Annotated in this window: 14 protein-coding genes and 1 pseudogene; 8 read left to right on the top strand and 7 right to left on the bottom strand. The window is 73.5% G+C overall.

Going from position 1 to position 15392, the window contains the following annotated elements:
- The coding region (locus E1212_RS19985) for an NAD(P)-dependent oxidoreductase (protein ID WP_203417027.1) at positions 1 to 1011 on the top strand (1011 nt) is incomplete at its 5' end.
- Positions 1012 to 1026: 15 nt separating this feature from the next.
- On the opposite strand, the gene E1212_RS29560 is transcribed toward E1212_RS19985, so the two are convergent.
- The 3 genes and pseudogenes from E1212_RS29560 to E1212_RS19995 all read right to left on the bottom strand — a co-directional run bounded on the left by E1212_RS29560 (position 1027) and on the right by E1212_RS19995 (position 4215).
- Positions 1027 to 1167, bottom strand: coding sequence for a hypothetical protein (locus tag E1212_RS29560; protein WP_162605553.1), 141 nt, complete (start codon positions 1165 to 1167; stop codon positions 1027 to 1029).
- A 449-nt stretch (positions 1168 to 1616) separates the two neighbouring features.
- Entirely contained in the window at positions 1617 to 3308 is a 1692-nt protein-coding gene (ilvD, locus tag E1212_RS19990) for a dihydroxy-acid dehydratase (RefSeq protein WP_131985685.1), read from the bottom strand.
- Positions 3305 to 4215 (bottom strand): annotated as a pseudogene (locus E1212_RS19995) (alpha/beta fold hydrolase). Before E1212_RS19995 ends, ilvD begins: the two are co-directional and overlap by 4 nt.
- 54 nt (positions 4216 to 4269) lie before the next feature.
- On the opposite strand from E1212_RS19995, the gene E1212_RS20000 reads away from it, so the two are divergent.
- The 6 genes from E1212_RS20000 (at position 4270) to E1212_RS20025 (ending at position 9851) form a co-directional block, all read left to right on the top strand.
- Positions 4270 to 4878, top strand: a complete 609-nt coding sequence (locus E1212_RS20000) for a TetR/AcrR family transcriptional regulator (RefSeq protein ID WP_131985687.1) — start codon at positions 4270 to 4272, stop codon at positions 4876 to 4878.
- Positions 4833 to 5732: a helix-turn-helix transcriptional regulator gene (locus E1212_RS20005; protein WP_131985688.1), complete on the top strand. Its 900-nt coding sequence runs from the start codon at positions 4833 to 4835 to the stop codon at positions 5730 to 5732. Before E1212_RS20000 ends, E1212_RS20005 begins: the two co-directional genes overlap by 46 nt.
- Complete coding sequence (locus E1212_RS20010) at positions 5729 to 6079, top strand: nuclear transport factor 2 family protein (RefSeq protein WP_131985690.1); 351 nt, start codon at positions 5729 to 5731, stop codon at positions 6077 to 6079. Before E1212_RS20005 ends, E1212_RS20010 begins: the two co-directional genes overlap by 4 nt.
- A complete protein-coding gene (locus E1212_RS20015) occupies positions 6076 to 6780 on the top strand; it encodes an SDR family oxidoreductase (RefSeq protein ID WP_131985692.1) in 705 nt (234 codons plus the stop codon). The genes E1212_RS20010 and E1212_RS20015 overlap by 4 nt, the downstream gene beginning before the upstream one ends.
- Positions 6781 to 7068: 288 nt before the next feature.
- On the top strand, positions 7069 to 8106 hold the full coding sequence (locus tag E1212_RS20020; RefSeq protein ID WP_131985694.1) for a hypothetical protein: 1038 nt from the start codon (positions 7069 to 7071) through the stop codon (positions 8104 to 8106).
- Between the two features lie 125 nt (positions 8107 to 8231).
- Positions 8232 to 9851: a flavin monoamine oxidase family protein gene (locus E1212_RS20025; protein ID WP_203417029.1), complete on the top strand. Its 1620-nt coding sequence runs from the start codon at positions 8232 to 8234 to the stop codon at positions 9849 to 9851.
- A 224-nt stretch (positions 9852 to 10075) separates the two neighbouring features.
- Here E1212_RS20025 and E1212_RS20030 read toward each other — a convergent pair whose 3' ends face one another.
- From E1212_RS20030 to E1212_RS20045, 4 genes are all read right to left on the bottom strand, one after another.
- The gene (locus tag E1212_RS20030; protein ID WP_131985698.1) at positions 10076 to 10390 is read right to left on the bottom strand and encodes a cupin domain-containing protein; all 315 of its coding nucleotides are present in this window, start codon (positions 10388 to 10390) and stop codon (positions 10076 to 10078) included.
- Positions 10391 to 10471: 81 nt separating this feature from the next.
- Entirely contained in the window at positions 10472 to 11269 is a 798-nt protein-coding gene (locus E1212_RS20035) for a DeoR/GlpR family DNA-binding transcription regulator (protein ID WP_131985699.1), read from the bottom strand.
- A gap of 15 nt (positions 11270 to 11284) precedes the next feature.
- Positions 11285 to 12277, bottom strand: a complete 993-nt coding sequence (gene pdxA, locus E1212_RS20040; protein ID WP_131985701.1) for a 4-hydroxythreonine-4-phosphate dehydrogenase PdxA — start codon at positions 12275 to 12277, stop codon at positions 11285 to 11287.
- Positions 12274 to 13650, bottom strand: coding sequence for a four-carbon acid sugar kinase family protein (locus tag E1212_RS20045; RefSeq protein ID WP_131985703.1), 1377 nt, complete (start codon positions 13648 to 13650; stop codon positions 12274 to 12276). The genes pdxA and E1212_RS20045 overlap by 4 nt, the downstream gene beginning before the upstream one ends.
- A gap of 156 nt (positions 13651 to 13806) precedes the next feature.
- Here E1212_RS20045 and E1212_RS20050 point away from each other — a divergent pair, with 156 nt between their 5' ends.
- Entirely contained in the window at positions 13807 to 15390 is a 1584-nt protein-coding gene (locus E1212_RS20050; RefSeq protein ID WP_131985705.1) for an ABC transporter substrate-binding protein, read from the top strand.
- Positions 15391 to 15392: the final 2 nt, after the last annotated feature.

Genomic DNA, 15392 nt, shown 5'->3' on the forward strand with positions numbered 1-15392 from the left:
GTGCCCGCCCGTAGGGTGGGACTCCCTCCCGGCCACACCCCGCCCGGCCGGGAGGGAGTCCCACCCTACGGGCGGGCACCGACAGCCGCCGTCGACGACGCGGCGGCTCTCTCGGGCCCGGGCACGGCCCGCCCGGGCCCGGTCGGCGTCGTCGGGACGGGGCGCATGGGCGCGGCCATGGCCGGGCGGCTGCGCGCGGCCGGCCTCGACGTCGTGCTGTGGAACCGCTCGCCCGCGCGGGCGGCCGGGGTGGCGGCGGACATCGACGCCCGCGCCGTCGACACCGCGCGCGAGGCGGCCGCCGCCGGCCCTGTCGTGCTGGTGTCACTGGCCGACGACGCCGCCTGCCGGGCCGCCTACGAGGGGCCCGACGGCGTCGCCGCGGGAGCCGGGCCCGGCACCGTCGTCGCCGACACCAGCACCGTGGCGCCGCAGACCGCGATCGACCTGGCCGCCCTGGTTCGCGCACGCGCGGGCGGCTCGATGCTGGACACCCCGGTCTCCGGCAGCGTGCCGGTGGTCGAGCGCGGCGAGCTGACCATCATGGCCGGCGGCGAGGCCGCCGACCTCGACCGCGCCCGCCCCGTGCTCGACGTGCTGGCCAGGCAGATCTTCCACGTCGGCGACCACGGCGCCGGCGCGACCATGAAGCTGGCGGTCAACGCGCTGGTCCACTCGCTGAACCAGGCCGTCGCCGAGGCTCTGGTGCTGGCCGAGCGGTCCGGCGTCGACCGCGCCGCCGCCTACGAGGTCTTCGCCGGCAGCGTCGCCGGCGGGCCGTTCGTGCAGTACAAGCGGGCGGCGTTCGAGCGGCCCGAGGACACTCCGGTCGCGTTCCGGCTCGACCTCGTCGCCAAGGACCTCGACCTCATCCTCGACCTCGCCGCCCGGGCCGGCGCCCCGATGCCGCAGGCCGTCACCAACCGCAGGGCCGTCGCCGATGCCGTCGCCGCCGGGCTGGGCGACGAGGACATGAGTGCGATCGCGCGGTTCCTGCGCGGCAGCAGCTGACCGGCCCGCGCCTGATCACGGCACAGCCTCCCCCGACCCGCCGCCGGGGCCGACCCGCTGGAAGCCGCCCAGGTAGGCGAGCACGCGCGAGGTGACGAAGCCACCGTCGGAGATCCCGACCGTGGCCGCCGCCCGCGCCGGAATGACCACGTTCACCACCCGATTCCCTGCCACACCAGGCCTGCAGGCCTCGTGAACCAGGAGACGTCCTCGTGACGTGCCCGGCGGACGGCGAACGGCGAACGGCGCCGCTCGCTCCGTCAAGGGCGCGCTACTGCGGCCAGAGCAGCAGTGACCCGCCCTTCACGACGCTGAGCCCGGGGCTCGTCCTGGTCCCTCGTCACTCCTGGTCTCACGTCACGTCCTCGTCCCCCGTCACGTCCTCGTCCCACGTCACGTCCTGGTCACGTCACGTCCTGGTCCCCCGTCACGCCGGACGCCGCCTCCGCGCCGAGAGCCGTGACACCGAACCTGGACGCAGACCGCGCGCCAACCGCCCAACCCCCGCGTCCCCTGATGGCTGCCGGTTCTCAGACCGCGGGCGCGCGGGTCAGAGAACGGGCAGCAGGGACGCGGAACCCAGCCCGACGGACGGCCCGTCCGCGTCAGTCGCAGACGGCCCCGTTGGCGGCCGAGCCGACCAGCTTGGCGTACTTCGCCAGCACGCCGCGCTGGTGCTTGGGCGCCGGCGGCGTCCACGCGGCCCGGCGGCGGGCGAGCTCGTCGTCGTCGACCAGCAACTCGAGGGTGCGGGCGGCGAGGTCGAGGCGGATGCGGTCGCCGTCGCGCACGAACGCGATGGGCCCGCCGTCGACCGCCTCGGGTGCCACGTGGCCGATGCACGGCCCCGTCGTGCCGCCGGAGAACCGGCCGTCGGTGACCAGCAGGACGTCCTTGCCCAGGCCCGCGCCCTTGATGGCACCGGTGACGGCGAGCATCTCGCGCATGCCGGGGCCGCCCTTGGGGCCCTCGTAGCGGATGACGATGACGTCGTTCTTCTCGAGCGTGTCGTTCTCGACGGCGTCCATGGCACCGCGCTCGCCGTCGAACACCTTGGCGGTGCCCTCGAAGACGGCGGTGTCGAAGCCTGCGGACTTGACGACGGCGCCCTCGGGGGCCAGCGAGCCGCGCAGGATCGTCAGGCCGCCGGTCTGGTGGATCGGGTTGCTCATCGCGTGGATGATCTTTCCGTCGACGTCGGGCGGCGCGATGTCGGCGAGGTTCTCGGCCAGCGTCTTTCCGGTGACGGTGAGCGCGTCGCCGTGCATGAGGCCGGCGTCGAGCAGTGCTTTCATGATGACCGGCACGCCGCCGACGCGGTCGACGTCGGTCATGACGTACCGGCCGAACGGCTTCACGTCGGCCAGGTGCGGGACCTTGTCGCCGATGCGGTTGAAGTCGTCGAGCTCGAGCTTCACGCCCGCCTCGTGCGCGATGGCCATGAGGTGCAGGACGGCGTTGGTGGAGCCGCCGACCGCCATGACGACGGCGATGGCGTTCTCGAACGCCTCCTTCGTCATGATGTCGCGGGTGGTGATGCCCAGGCGGAGCAGGTTGACGACGGCTTCGCCGGACTTGCGGGCGTAGCCGTCGCGGCGGCGGTCGACGGCGGGCGGCGCGGCGCTGCCGGGCAGCGACATGCCGAGCGCCTCGGCCGCGCTGGCCATGGTGTTGGCGGTGTACATGCCGCCGCACGCGCCCTCGCCCGGGCAGATGGCCCGCTCGATCTCGTCGACCTCTTCGCGGGTGATGAGGCCGCGGGCGCAGGCGCCGACCGCCTCGAACGCGTCGATGATCGTCACCTCGCGGTCACCGACCCGCCCGGGCAGGATCGACCCGGCGTACAGGAACGTGGCGGCGACGTCGAGGCGTGCGGCCGCCATGAGCATGGCCGGCGCCGACTTGTCGCAGCCGGCCAGCAGGACGGCGCCGTCGAGCCGCTCGGCGCCGAACACCGTCTCGACGGAGTCGGCGATGACCTCGCGCGACACGAGCGAGTAGTGCATGCCCTCGTGGCCCATGGAGATGCCGTCGGACACCGAGATGGTGCCGAACTCCATGGGGAACCCGCCGCCGGCGTGTACCCCTTCCTTCGACGCCTTGGCGAGGCGGTCGAGGGACAGGTTGCACGGGGTGATCTCGTTCCAGGACGAGGCGACCCCGATCTGCGGCTTCTCCCAGTCGTCGTCGGTCATGCCGACGGCGCGGAGCATCCCGCGGGCGGCGGCACGTTCGAGACCGTCGGTGACCGCCCGGGAGTGTGGCTTCAGGTCCGGCTTCGAGGGTGTCACGGTCATGCGGACACGCTAGTCCCGTCGTCCGGCAGGAAACGCACGAGGTCCGAGATCCGGACACGACGCTCGCGGGGTGGACAGGCGACGAGCCGCGCGATGTGACGGGCCAGGGCGGCCGGCTGGTCGAGCGGGACGAGCGTGCGGCTGTCCGCGACGGTGACGTAGCGGCCGTCGGCGAAGCAGGCGGCCAGCCGGCTCGCGTGCTCCGGCGGCATGACCCGGTCCTCGCCCGCCCACACCACCAGCGCCGGGCCGTGGAACGCGGCGAGGTGGGCGGCCGCGGCCGTGAGGTCGGTGTCCGGGATCGCGCGGACGAACGCGGTGAGGTCGCGGCGCACACCGCGGCTGGTGCGCAGCGGCCGGAACCAGTCGTCGAGCAGGTCACGCGGGATCGGCCGCTTCGCCATCCACCCCCAGGTGACCGGCAGCCGTGCGGCCAGGGGCAGCCGCATCGAGTGCGCCGCCAGCGCCAGCCCGCCGGGAACCCGGGCCGCGGCGGCGGAGACGCGTCCGGGCAGGCCGGGCGGGAGGTTCTCGAACGCCTCACAGGAGACGAGGACGACCCGGCCGACGCGGGCTCCGTCCGCCCCCTCGGCGAGCAAGAGCTGCGCGAGCGCGCCGCCGGTGTCGGCACCGACCAGCGGACGTCGTTCAGGCCGAGGCGGTCGAGGAACTCGCCGACCAGGCGGGCGACGCCGCGCGGGGTGAGGTCGGCACCGTCGCGCATGGGGGTCCGGTGCGCGCCGAGCGGCAGCGTCGGGACCACGCAGCGGTGCGACCCCTCGAGCAGCGGCACGACGCGGCGCCAGAGACCGCCGTCCATGTGCAGCCCGTGCAGCAGGACCAGCGGCGGGCCGTCGCCGCGGTCGTCGTAGTCGATGGGACCGGCCGAGAACTCGATGGTCGCCATTCCGGGTCTCCTCGCGAGCGATGTAATCACTTGATTATGCGCTACAGTAATCATATGATTACGGACGGCGCAAGCACCAAGGACCGGCTGCTCGCCGAGGGCATGCGGCTGTTCGCGCTGCAGGGGTTCCGGGCCACGACGGTCGGCCAGATCGAGGCGGCGGCCGGGCTGCAGCCGCGGCGCGGCGCGCTCTACCGGCACTTCCCCAGCAAGGAGGCGCTGCTCGACGAGGCCGTGCGGCGGCATCTCGACTCCGTCCGCGCCCGGCGCACCGAGGTGGTCCGCGGCGAGGTCGCCGACGTGTACGACGAGGCGCTGGCGCTCGGCCGCTACGTCCTCGACGAGCTCGCGTCGCAGCGGGCCGTCGTCGACGTCTTCGAGCACGAGGGCGATCGCGTCGCCGAGCAGCGCGACGCCTTCCGGGAACAGGTCTCCGACGCCGGCTACCGCGTCATGGCCGAGGCGCTGCGGCGCTGGATCGGCGGCGACCCGGCGCCCGGGTTCGACGTCGACGGCGCCGCGGTCCTGCTGCTGGGCGCGCTGATCAACGTGCACCGGTCCACGTGGACGTTCGCCGGAGCGCCCCTGGGGCTGGACGAGGCACGGATACTGGCGGCATGGTCCCTGCAGTGCGTGACGGTGGTGGCGGCGGCGCGGTCCTGACGGCGCGCCGGTCGGAGCTGCGCTGGCCGGGGCTGCGGTCGGTGTACTGCTGGCAGCCGCCGACAGGGCGGGTCGGGGTCAGCGAGCCACAGCAGATCGGGGTCTCGTTCGCGGAGCACCGCGGCGTGGTCGCCGAGTCCGGCGGGCACGGCGACCGGTTCGACATCCGGCCCGGCGACGTGTTCGCCAACGGCCGGTCGCGGGTGTACTGGAGCGAGGTCGTGCGCCCCGACGAGCTGGTCGAGATGTACCCGGGCGACGACCTGCTGCGGGCCGCGGCCGGGTCGTCGCGGACGCCCGAGATCGAGCCGCTGCGGGGTGTGCGCGACGCCGTCGTGCTGGGGGCGGCGTCGATCCTCAAGCGGGCGCACGTCGGCGCCGCGTACGTCGACACCGTCCGCGCCAGCGCCCTCGCCCACCGGCTGGCCGAGCACGTCGTCGGACACTATGCGGGCATCGCGCCGCCTCGCCGGGCACTCGCCGGGCGGCTGGACCGCGTGCTGCTGGACCGGGTCGCCGACGTGGTCGAGACGCGGCTGGGCGACCCGCTCACCGTCGACGACCTCGCCGCGGCCGCGACGCTGAGCCCGTTCCACTTCGCCCGCGCGTTCAAGGCGACCACCGGCCTGGCGCCACACGAGTACGTCACGTCGCGGCGCATGGAACGGGCCAAGTCGCTGCTGCTGAACGGGCGGCTGAGCGTCCCCCAGGTCGCCTACTCCGTCGGGCTGTCCAACCTCAGCCACTTCCGGCGGCAGTTCCGCCGTCACACCGGCTATCTGCCGTCGCAGCTGAGAACCGCAGGATCGGACCCTCCCGGCGACGGTGTCGGCGCGGCAGGATCGGCGGCATGAACGATCCGGTCACCGCGCTGCTGCACGCCGTCGACACGCTGGACTGGGACGGCGTGCTGGCCGTCCTGGCCGACGAGGTGCGACTCGACTACACCTCGCTGTGGGGCGGGTCGGCCGAGACGGTGGCCGCCGCCGACGTGGTCGCGCGCTGGCGCGGGCTGCTGCCCGGCTTCGACGCGACGCAGCACCTCACCGGCCCCGTGCTCGTCTCTCCCGGCGGCCGCTGCACGACGACCGTGCGCGCCTACCACCGCATCGTCGACGGCGACCGCTCCGGCACGTGGCTGGTCGCCGGCCGCTACGACATCCGGGTCGACGACGGCGCGGGCGGCCGGGTCGCGGCGTGACCGACGGGGCCGCCGCCGTCGCCGTCGTCACCGGGGGCAACCGCGGGATCGGGCGTGAGGTCGGCCGTCAGCTCGCCGCCCGCGGGCACACCGTCGTGCTGACGGCCCGCGACCTCGCGGCCGCCGAGTCGGCGGCGCGCGGAATGGCGGGGCCGGGTGCCGTCGTCCCGTACCGGCTCGACGTCACCAGCGCCGCCGACGCCGACGCGCTGGCGGGCTTTCTCCGCGCCGAGTACGGGCGGCTCGACGTGCTGGTCAACAACGCGGCGATCCACTACGACACCTGGCAGCGCGCGGCCACCGCCGACCTCGACGTCGTCCGCGAGGCCGCCGAGACCAACGTCTACGGGCCCTGGCGGCTGGCGACGACGCTGCTGCCGCTGCTGCGGGCGAGCGCGCACCCGCGGATCGTCAACGTGTCGAGCGAGGGCGGGTCGCTCGCGAGCATGGGCGGCGGCACGCCCGCGTACAGCCTCACGAAGGCCGCGCTCAACGCCGTCACCCGGATGCTCGCCGCCGAGCTGCGCCGCGACGGGATCCTGGTCAACTCGATCTGCCCCGGCTGGGTCGTCACCGACATGGGCGGCCCGGGCGGGCGGCCGGTCGCCGACGGCGCGGCCGGCATCGTCTGGGCGGCCACCCTGCCCGACGACGGTCCGACCGGCGGCTTCTTCCGCGACGGCCGCCCCGTCCCCTGGTGAGGCCCGGCCCGCATCCCGGGTGCACGTCCCAGCGCGCGCGCTCTGTCGGTGCCCGCCCGTAGGGTGGGCACCCTCCCACCGGGCGGGGACCACCTGCCCCCGACCAGGGCCGCCGACCAGCGCCGGCACGTCCGTTGATCACGGAGAAGGTCGGCTCCCGGTCGGCTCCCGGCCGGCTCCACGCCCGACCTTCTCCATGATCAACCGGAATCGCGAGCGTGATCGGTCGCCGCCGACTTCACCGGACGTTCACGCCGTCGCTGGGGCGGCGTGGGTACGGTGCGCCGCATGACCGATGCGTACCGTCCGTCCCGTCCGTCCCGTCGTTCCTTCGTCGCCGGTTCGCTGGCCGGCCTCGGCCTCGCCTCTCTCGGGGGTGCGACGACGGCGTCGGCGTCGCCCCGGCCGCCGCGGATCCTCGTCGCCACCAACGAGCCGTGGGGCACCTACCACGTGCGGCCGCTGCTGCCGGAGATCGCCCGCCGCGGCTGGGACGTGCGCCAGCTGGTCCCCGACCTGACCCAGATCGCACCCGGTGAGACCGTGCCCGTCGTCACCCCGGCCGACGACCCCGCGGCCGACCTGCTCGTCGTCACCGGCGCCACCGACTGGCCGGCCGACTGCGCCGCCGCGTTCGGCCGGCACACGCCGCTGGCCGCGACGTCGCTGGCGTACCTCAACGCCACCGAGGCGCCGCGGGCGCACGAGTTCGAGCGGCGGCTGCGGCTGGTGACGTCGTCGTCGGCCGCGGAGGGCCGGTCATTCGCCGGGCACCTCGGCACCCGCCGCCGGGTCCGTGTCGTCGGCTCGCCGCAGACCGACACGCTGCCCACCCCCGCGCCGGAAGCCGGCACCGTCCTCGTCCTCACCAGCGTCACCTACCCGGACCAGACCGGCGGCGCGGCGCCCGGGACGCAGCTGCTGCTCGACTCCGCGGCCGCGCTGGAGGCGGCCGGCAAGCACATCCTCGTCGGCCTGCACCCGCGGGAGAACCCGGCGCTGTGGAGCCGCTACGAGATCAGCCCGGTCCCGTCGCTGCAGGCGTCGGCGCGGGCCGAGGTCGCCATCGGCATCCCGGGCACGGTGTTCCCGCTGATCGCGGCCGCCGGCGTGCCCGTCGTCGGCTGCGTCGACCCGCGGCTCGTGGTCCCGGACTACCTGCTCGCCGTCTGCTCGTCGGTGATCGACACCGCGGCCGAGGCGCTGCCCGCCGTCGAGACGGCGACCCTGCCGGCCGACCTCGAGGACGTCGTCGGCCCGATCGGCGGCTCGTCCGCGCGGCTGCTCGACTCGTGGGGCCGGGCGGCCCGTCCGAGCCGCGGCTGACACCGTCGTCGCCCGTCGTCCGTCTGGCGTTCAGCAGGATTGCAATCCGACATTGCAATCCTTTTCCGACACCTCCCCGTACAGCTCCATCGAGGGTCAGTACCCCACCATCGATGGAGGCAGGCGTGGAGACGACAGCAGGGACGCCCGAGGGCGTGAGCCGGCGCGGGTTCCTCACCCGGGTCGGGGCGGTAGGCGGAGCGACGGCGCTCTACGGGACGATGGAGGCGCTCGGCCTGATCGCCACGCCGGCACACGCGGCGCAGGAGGCGGGCGACTTCGAGGCGCTGCGCCCCAGCGACCTCCCGGCCGCGGCGAACGGCACGAAGGTCGCGATCCTGGGCGCGGGGACGGCGGGGCTCGCGGTCGCGTACGAGCTGGGCAAGGCGGGCTACGACTGCCACGTCATCGAGGCCCGGTCCAAGCCCGGCGGCCGGGCGCTGACCGTCCGCCGCGGCGACCGCCTCACCGACACCGACGGCGTGACCCAGGTGTGCAGGTTCGACGAGGGCCACTACTACAACGCCGGCCCTTCGCGGATCCCGAGCCACCACCTGACCATCGACTACTGCCGCGAGCTGGGCGTCGCGATCGAGCCGATGGTCAACGCCAACGCGCAGGGCCTCTACTACCACGAGAACACGCCGACGGTGAACTACGGCCCGCTGGCCGGCACCGCCGTCACGCACCGGCAGGCCAAGGCCGACGTCTACGGCTACATCTCCGAGTTGCTCGCGGCCGCCGTCGACCAGGGCGCGCTCGACGACCGGCTCACCGGCACCGACGGCCAGCGCCTGGTCGAGCTGGTCAACAGCCTGGGCGGGCTGACCGGCGGCCGGTACACCGGCAACAACCGCCGCGGCTACAGCGTCGCGCCGGGCGCCGGCAACGAGCCCGGCACCGTGGCCGGCCCGCCGCCCGCACTCTCGGACATCCTGCAGAGCCGGTTCGGCACTCGGTTCGCGACCGAGTTCGGATTCGACCAGGCCATGATGATGTGGCAGCCGGTCGGCGGCATGGACCGGATCGCGGCCGCGCTGGCGTCGGCGATCGGCGGGCGCCGTCGCATCACCTACGACGCCCCCGTCACCGGGATCGACAACACGTCGACCGGCGTGCGCGTCAGCTACCGCCTGAACGGCCGGATCCGCACGCTGGACGCCGACTACTGCGTCGTGACGATCCCGCCGATGGTGCTGCGGAACCTGACGACGAACTTCTCCGCCGAGACCAAGGCCGCGCTGACCGTCCCGGCCGGTGCCAACAGCGGCCGCATGGGCATCCAGTTCAAGCGCCGGTTCTGGGAGCAGGACCTGGACATCTACGGCGGCGTCACCCACACCAACATGGACATCTCCGGCATCTACTACCCGTCGTACGACTACTTCTCGCAGAAGGGCGTGCTGGTCGGCTACTACTCCGGCTCCTACACCAACCTGTCCGTGGCCGAGCGGGAGGCGCGTGCGCTGGCGCAGGGAGCGAAGATCCACGGCGACGTGTACCACCAGGAGTTCGACAACTCGTTCTCCGTCGCGTGGCCGAAGGAGCCGTACAGCCTGGGCGCCTGGGTGAGCTGGCCCGGTGGGCGGGGCGCGGCCTACCAGCACCTGCTGCAGGCCGACGGCAACACCTACTTCGCCGGCGACCACCTGAGCTACTACACCGCCTGGCAGACCGGCGCGTTCCTGTCGGCGCGCAAGGTCGTGACCGACCTGCACACCCGGGTGGCGGCAACAGCGGCCTGACGGATCATGGCGCTCCTTCTACTGCCCTGGCCGTAGAAGGAGCGCCGTCAGCAGACGCGTACTAGGGTGTGTCTCCCAAGTCCATGGCCTACTGCGCGACGCCCAGGCGGCGCCTCGCTGCGTTCTCGTCGGTCGTCATAGAACCCCGCTATGACTCCCTCCTCGGCCTTGCGAGGCATCCGCCTGGACGCCGCTCGCTACGGCCGAGACTTGGGAGACACACCCTAGGCGACCCCGACGGTCAGGATGAGCACGGAGTCCTGGTCGGCGACGAGGTCGTGACGCTCCGGCGGGGCGTCGACCAACTCGCCCTCGGCGACGGCGACGGCGCGCTCGCGCGTGTGCAGCGTGACGTGCCCGCGCAGGCACAGCACCGTCGCGTCGCCGGGGCTCTGGTGCTCGTTCATGCGGGTGCCGGCCGTGAGCGCGATGAGGGTCTGGCGCAGGCGCGTGCCGCTGTGCAACGTCCGGGACGCCCGGCCGGCGGTGGAGATGCGGGCTTCCTCGAGCTGGTCCGTGCCCATGGTCAGCAGCGTCATGTTGGACGGCGTACCCAGTGCTGGACTGCGGAAACGACGCCGGTGGGAGCGGGTACCGCTCATGTGGGCCCTCCTCGCGGGTCAGGTGGCCGCGGCGACCTCGGTGCTCGTGACGATGACGTCGACGCCCGCGGCCCGGAATCGCTCGACCTCGTCGAGAGGTGCGCCGTCGTCGGTGACCAGGGTCCACGTCGCGGGCATGCGCGCCCACGCGTGGAAGGGGCGCCGGCCGAGCTTGCTGGCATCGGCCAGAACGTACACCCGCCCGGCGCGGGCCATCATCATCTCCTTGAGGCGGGTCTGGTCGAGGTTGGCCTCGCAGATCCCGTGCTCGACGGTGACCGCGTCGGCGCCGAGGAAAGCACGGTCGGCGGTGATGCGTTCGAGCGCCGCCTCGGCGAACGGCCCGACCAGGCCCTGGCTGATGTGCCGGAGCCGGCCGCCCAGGCACAGCACCTCGACGCCGTCGGCCTCGGCCAGCTCGTTGAGCACCGTGAGGCCGATGGTGACGACGGTGAGGCGGTCGCGGTCGCGCAGTTCGCGCGCGAGCTGGCCGGTGGTGGTGCCGGCGTCGAGCAGGACGGTCTCGTCGGGACCGATCTGCTCGGCCGCCCACGCCGCGATGGCCTGCTTCTGCCGGAACGCCTCGCGCGAGCGCTGGCCCAGCGGCGTCTCGGGCGCGTGGCCGTGGGCCATGGCGCCACCGTAGGTGCGGGCCAGCCGGCCCTCGGACGTGAGCAGGGCGAGGTCGCGGCGGATAGTCGACTCGGTGACGCCGAAGTGCAATGCCAGCTGACCGACCCCGGCCCGCCCGTCGGTCCAGGCGAGGTCGACGATGGCCCGGCGCCGTTCGCGGGCGTTCAGCCGATCGGTCGTCATCCCCCACCTCGCTCGCTACGGGCTCGGCGCGAGCGCGGCGGCCTGGCGCAGAGCCTCGATCATGCTACCGGCGTCGGCGGTTCCGGTGCCCGCGATGTCGAACGCCGTGCCGTGGTCGACGGACGTACGGATGACCGGCAGCCCGACGCTGATGTTCACGCCCGCCTCGAGCCCGAGCACCTTGACCGGGCCGTGCCCCTGGTCGTGGTACATGGCGACGATGAGGTCGTAGTCGCCGCGACCGGCCAGGAAGAACGCGGTGTCGGCGGGCAGCGGCCCCTGCACGTCGATGCCGTCGGCCCGGCAGCGCTCGACCGCCGGGACGATCTTCTCCGCCTCCTCGCCGCGGCCGAACAGCCCGTTCTCGCCGGCGTGCGGGTTGATGCCGCAGACGCCGAGGCGTGGGCGGGCCAGTCCGGAGTCGCGCAGGGTCGCGTCGCCGCGGCGGATGGTCCGTTCGACCAGGGCGTCGTCGATGCGCTCGATGGCGTCGACGAGCCCGATGTGCGTCGTGACATGGATGACCTTCACGGTCGGCGTCGACAGCATCATGGACACTTCGTCGACGCCGCACAGCTCGGCGAGCAGCTCGGTGTGACCGGGGTACGGGTGGCCGCCGGCGTGCAGCGCCTCCTTGTTCAGGGGCGCGGTGCAGATGGCCTGCACGCGTCCAGCGACGGCGAGCTCGCTGGCCACCTTCACATACTGATAGGCGGCGTCACCGGCGACGGCGGACAGCACACCGAAGGGGAGGTCGGCCGGCAACAGGTCGAGATCGATCACCTCGACAGTGCCCGGCTCGAACGTGGCCTCCTCGGGCGAGTCGACCGCGCGCAGCTCGACCTCGACGCCCGTGATGCGGGCGGCGTCCTCCAGCCGGCGGAGGTCGCCTACGACCACCGGCCGGCACACCGCGCGCACCTCCGGGTCGGCGAGCGCCCGGACGACGACCTCGGGGCCGACGCCGGCGCCGTCGCCCATGGTGACGGCGACCAGTGGTGTCTTCATGTGTCCTCCTGATGCGGGCTGTGCTCGGCATGCAGATGCCATCGGGTGCTGGGAAGGCGCTGTGCGATGTGCACCAGCGTGCGCGGCCGGCCGAACGCGCCGGGCTTGGTGACGACGACGCGCCCGCCGGGCGCGGTGCTGACGACGACGCCGTCGGCCCAGGACTCGCGGACGTGCAGCTCGCCCACCCCCAGGGCGGCGAGCACGGCGCGCGCGGTCTCGCCGCCGGTGAGGACCAGCGCGGGGTGGGCGCGGGCGGCTGGCGCGACCAGCCGGGCCAGTGCGGCGACGACGCCGGGCGAGCGGGCGGCACCACGAGCGTCGGCGAGGTGGACGGCGGCGGTGCGTCCGGCAGTGCGCTCGGCGAGCTCCCGCGCCTTGTCGGCCTCGGCGTCGGCGAGCCCCGCGGGATCGAGCTCGATCACTGTGCCGATCTGGCGTCGCAGCCAGACGAGCTGGTCGCGCGCCGGCGGCGCCGCCGTTCCGACGATGAACAGGATCGGCCCCAACGGCGGCGGTGCCGGCCCACGCGACGGCCGGATCTCGGCGAGCCGCACCTCCATGACCCCCGGGGCGTCCGACGGTGTCGTGTCCGTCGGCGTGGCCCCACCCACGCGCCGTGCCTCCGTGGCAGCAGACCCACCCACCGTCTCGGGCGCGTCCGCCGGAATCGCTCCCCCGGCGGCCGCGTACGCGCGGGCGAGGGCCTGCGCGAGCCCGGCGGAACCAGCCCATCGCAGCGTCCGGTCATTTCGGCGAAGCAGTTCGCCCGCCGCGACGATGCGGTCCAGGTCGTCCTCGGTCTCGGCGTCGCAGATCGCGAGCCGGTCGCCGTCGGCAGCGGCACGCAGCACGTCGGCCAGACCCACGGCACTCCCGCGCACCACCGTCAGGTTTACGACCGACACCGGCAGCGGCGCGAGCGCCTCTGCCACGGACGCCGGGGCCGGCCGCGGCTCGGCGGCCCAAGCGTCCGATCGCTCGAGCGGCACGCCGTCGACCCGGACCGCTCCGCCGACGACGGTCCGGCCCAGCGAGGGCAGCGCCGGGGCGACCACGAGCAGGCAACCCGGCGCACGCAGCGCACCCAGCTCGGCGGCGAGCGGGCCACGCAACGTGGAGTCGAGCTTCTTGACCACGACGCCGCCGGGCGGCAGCAGCGCGAGCGCGGCCGCGATGCCATCGGCGGCTGTCAGCGGCGTGGCGTAGCGTGAATCGGTGTCCACGGCGACCACACAGCCGCTGTCGAACACGTCGCGCGTACCGCGCACCATGCGCAGATCGACGATGCGCGGTGTGCGCGCCACGAACGCGGCCGCCGCCTCCGCCGCACCCGTCAGGTCATCGGCGAGCAGCAGCACGGGAATGTCCACTGAACGCTCTCCTTCCTGCGCAGATGCGACGATTCACCACCGATCGGGGACTCGGGCCGACTCATCTCGGCGAGAGTGAACGCTACGTTACTTGCGCGTTTCGCGCAAAGATGCGAATGTGATCCGCACGACTCCCGCAGACCTCCGGAGGTGACGATGGACGGCAGCGCACGGCAGCGCCGCGGCCTGAGCCGGCGCGACCTGTTGCGGGCCGGTTTCGCGGCCGGCACCGGGCTCGCGCTGGGTCCGGTGCTCGCGGCCTGTGCCGGACCGACCGGCACGTCCGGCGCCGGCACCCTGACACTGGCGCTGAACCGGTCGTTGGTCAGCCTGGACAACAAGCTCAACCAGTTCGACGCGCACGTCACCGTCCAGCGGGCGGTGCGGCAAGCGCTCACCCGCATCGGCGACGGTCTGCGGGCCGAACCCGTACTGGCCGAGAGCTTCGAGCTCGTCTCCCCCACCGCTTGGAGAGTGCGGCTCCGGCCCCAGGCCGTGTACTCCGACGGCACGCCGGTCGCGGTGGCCGACGTCGTCGCGGCGCTCGACATGTACCAGCAGGTCGACGCCTCGTTCGTCGGCAACCAGTTCCCCGAGTGGCCGGTGGTGCAGCAGCTCGACGAGCACACGTTCGACCTCGTCACGCAGCGGCCGTTGGTCGGCCTCGACGCCCTCATGAGCAACATCCTCGTCACTCCGGCGGCGGCCAACCTGCCCGAGGAGTTGTCCGACGGTGTCGGCAGCGGCCCGTACGTGGTCACCCAGGCCAACCGCGGCACCGGCGACTACACGCTCAGCGCCAACCGCGACTACTGGGGTCCGGCGCCCGGCGTCGAGCAGGTGCGCATCCGGTTCCTGCCCGAGGAGACCAGCCGGGTGCTGGCATTGCGCAGCGGCGAGGTCGACGTCATCGACTCCATCTCCCCCGACTCCGCGGAGCAGCTCGACGGCTTGCCCGGCATCAGCCTGCTGCAGGCCGAGGGCACCCGCCTGGTGCAACTCTTCTACAACTTCCGCAAGCCGCCCGAGCATCCGTTGTCCAAGGCGTCGGTGCGGCAGGCGCTGAGCCTGGCCATCGATGGTCAGAGCATCGTGCGCGACGTCCTGCTCGACAGCGTCACCCCCACCAACGGCGTAGTGCCGCTCAGCCTCGACGGCGCGGTCGAGGTCGGCCGGTTCGAGTTCGACCCGCGCAAGGCCCGGCAGCTGCTCGACGCCGAGGGGGTCGACGACCTCGAGCTCACGGTCATCTGGGAGTCCGGCGAGTTCGCCTCCGACGCGTATGTCATGGAGGCGATCGCGCAGATGCTCGGCGACATCGGCGTGCGGGTGCACTTACGCCAGTTCGAGCCCGGCGGCGACCTCCCCACCTGGCGGCAGGGGCGCGGCGGCGACTTCGACCTCATCGGCAACGGCTACGGCAACCAGACCGGCCTGGCGCTCACCAGCCTGCAGGGCCTGTTCGCCGGCACGCCCGAGATGGAGAAGACCGGCGACGCGTTCATGGGGTTCGTCTACGACGACATCGCCTCCGGCATCACGGCGGCGGCGGCCGAGACCGACGACCAGCGCCGATCCACGCTGCTCGAGGACGTGCAGCAGTCCATCTGGGACCTCTGGCCGGCCATGTGGGCGTTCACCCAGGACGTCCTCCTCGCCCACCGCGACGTCGTGAGCGGCCTCGATCTGCTGCCCATCAACTCCTACGACCTCGCCGCCGTGCGGCTCGAGGAGGGATGACC

The organism is Jiangella ureilytica, from assembly GCF_004348545.1.
Lineage (GTDB): Bacteria > Actinomycetota > Actinomycetes > Jiangellales > Jiangellaceae > Jiangella > Jiangella ureilytica.

Bases quoted from the DNA above. Each gene is read 5' to 3' on its own strand.
- ilvD (WP_131985685.1), bottom strand. From the start codon at position 3,308: ATGACCGTGACACCCTCGAAGCCGGACCTGAAGCCACACTCCCGGGCG.
- E1212_RS20000 (WP_131985687.1), top strand. From the start codon at position 4,270: ATGATTACGGACGGCGCAAGCACCAAGGACCGGCTGCTCGCCGAGGGC.
- E1212_RS20005 (WP_131985688.1), top strand. From the start codon at position 4,833: ATGGTCCCTGCAGTGCGTGACGGTGGTGGCGGCGGCGCGGTCCTGACG.
- E1212_RS20010 (WP_131985690.1), top strand. From the start codon at position 5,729: ATGAACGATCCGGTCACCGCGCTGCTGCACGCCGTCGACACGCTGGAC.
- E1212_RS20020 (WP_131985694.1), top strand. From the start codon at position 7,069: ATGACCGATGCGTACCGTCCGTCCCGTCCGTCCCGTCGTTCCTTCGTC.
- E1212_RS20030 (WP_131985698.1), bottom strand. From the start codon at position 10,390: ATGACGCTGCTGACCATGGGCACGGACCAGCTCGAGGAAGCCCGCATC.
- E1212_RS20035 (WP_131985699.1), bottom strand. From the start codon at position 11,269: ATGACGACCGATCGGCTGAACGCCCGCGAACGGCGCCGGGCCATCGTC.
- pdxA (WP_131985701.1), bottom strand. From the start codon at position 12,277: ATGAAGACACCACTGGTCGCCGTCACCATGGGCGACGGCGCCGGCGTC.
- E1212_RS20050 (WP_131985705.1), top strand. From the start codon at position 13,807: ATGGACGGCAGCGCACGGCAGCGCCGCGGCCTGAGCCGGCGCGACCTG.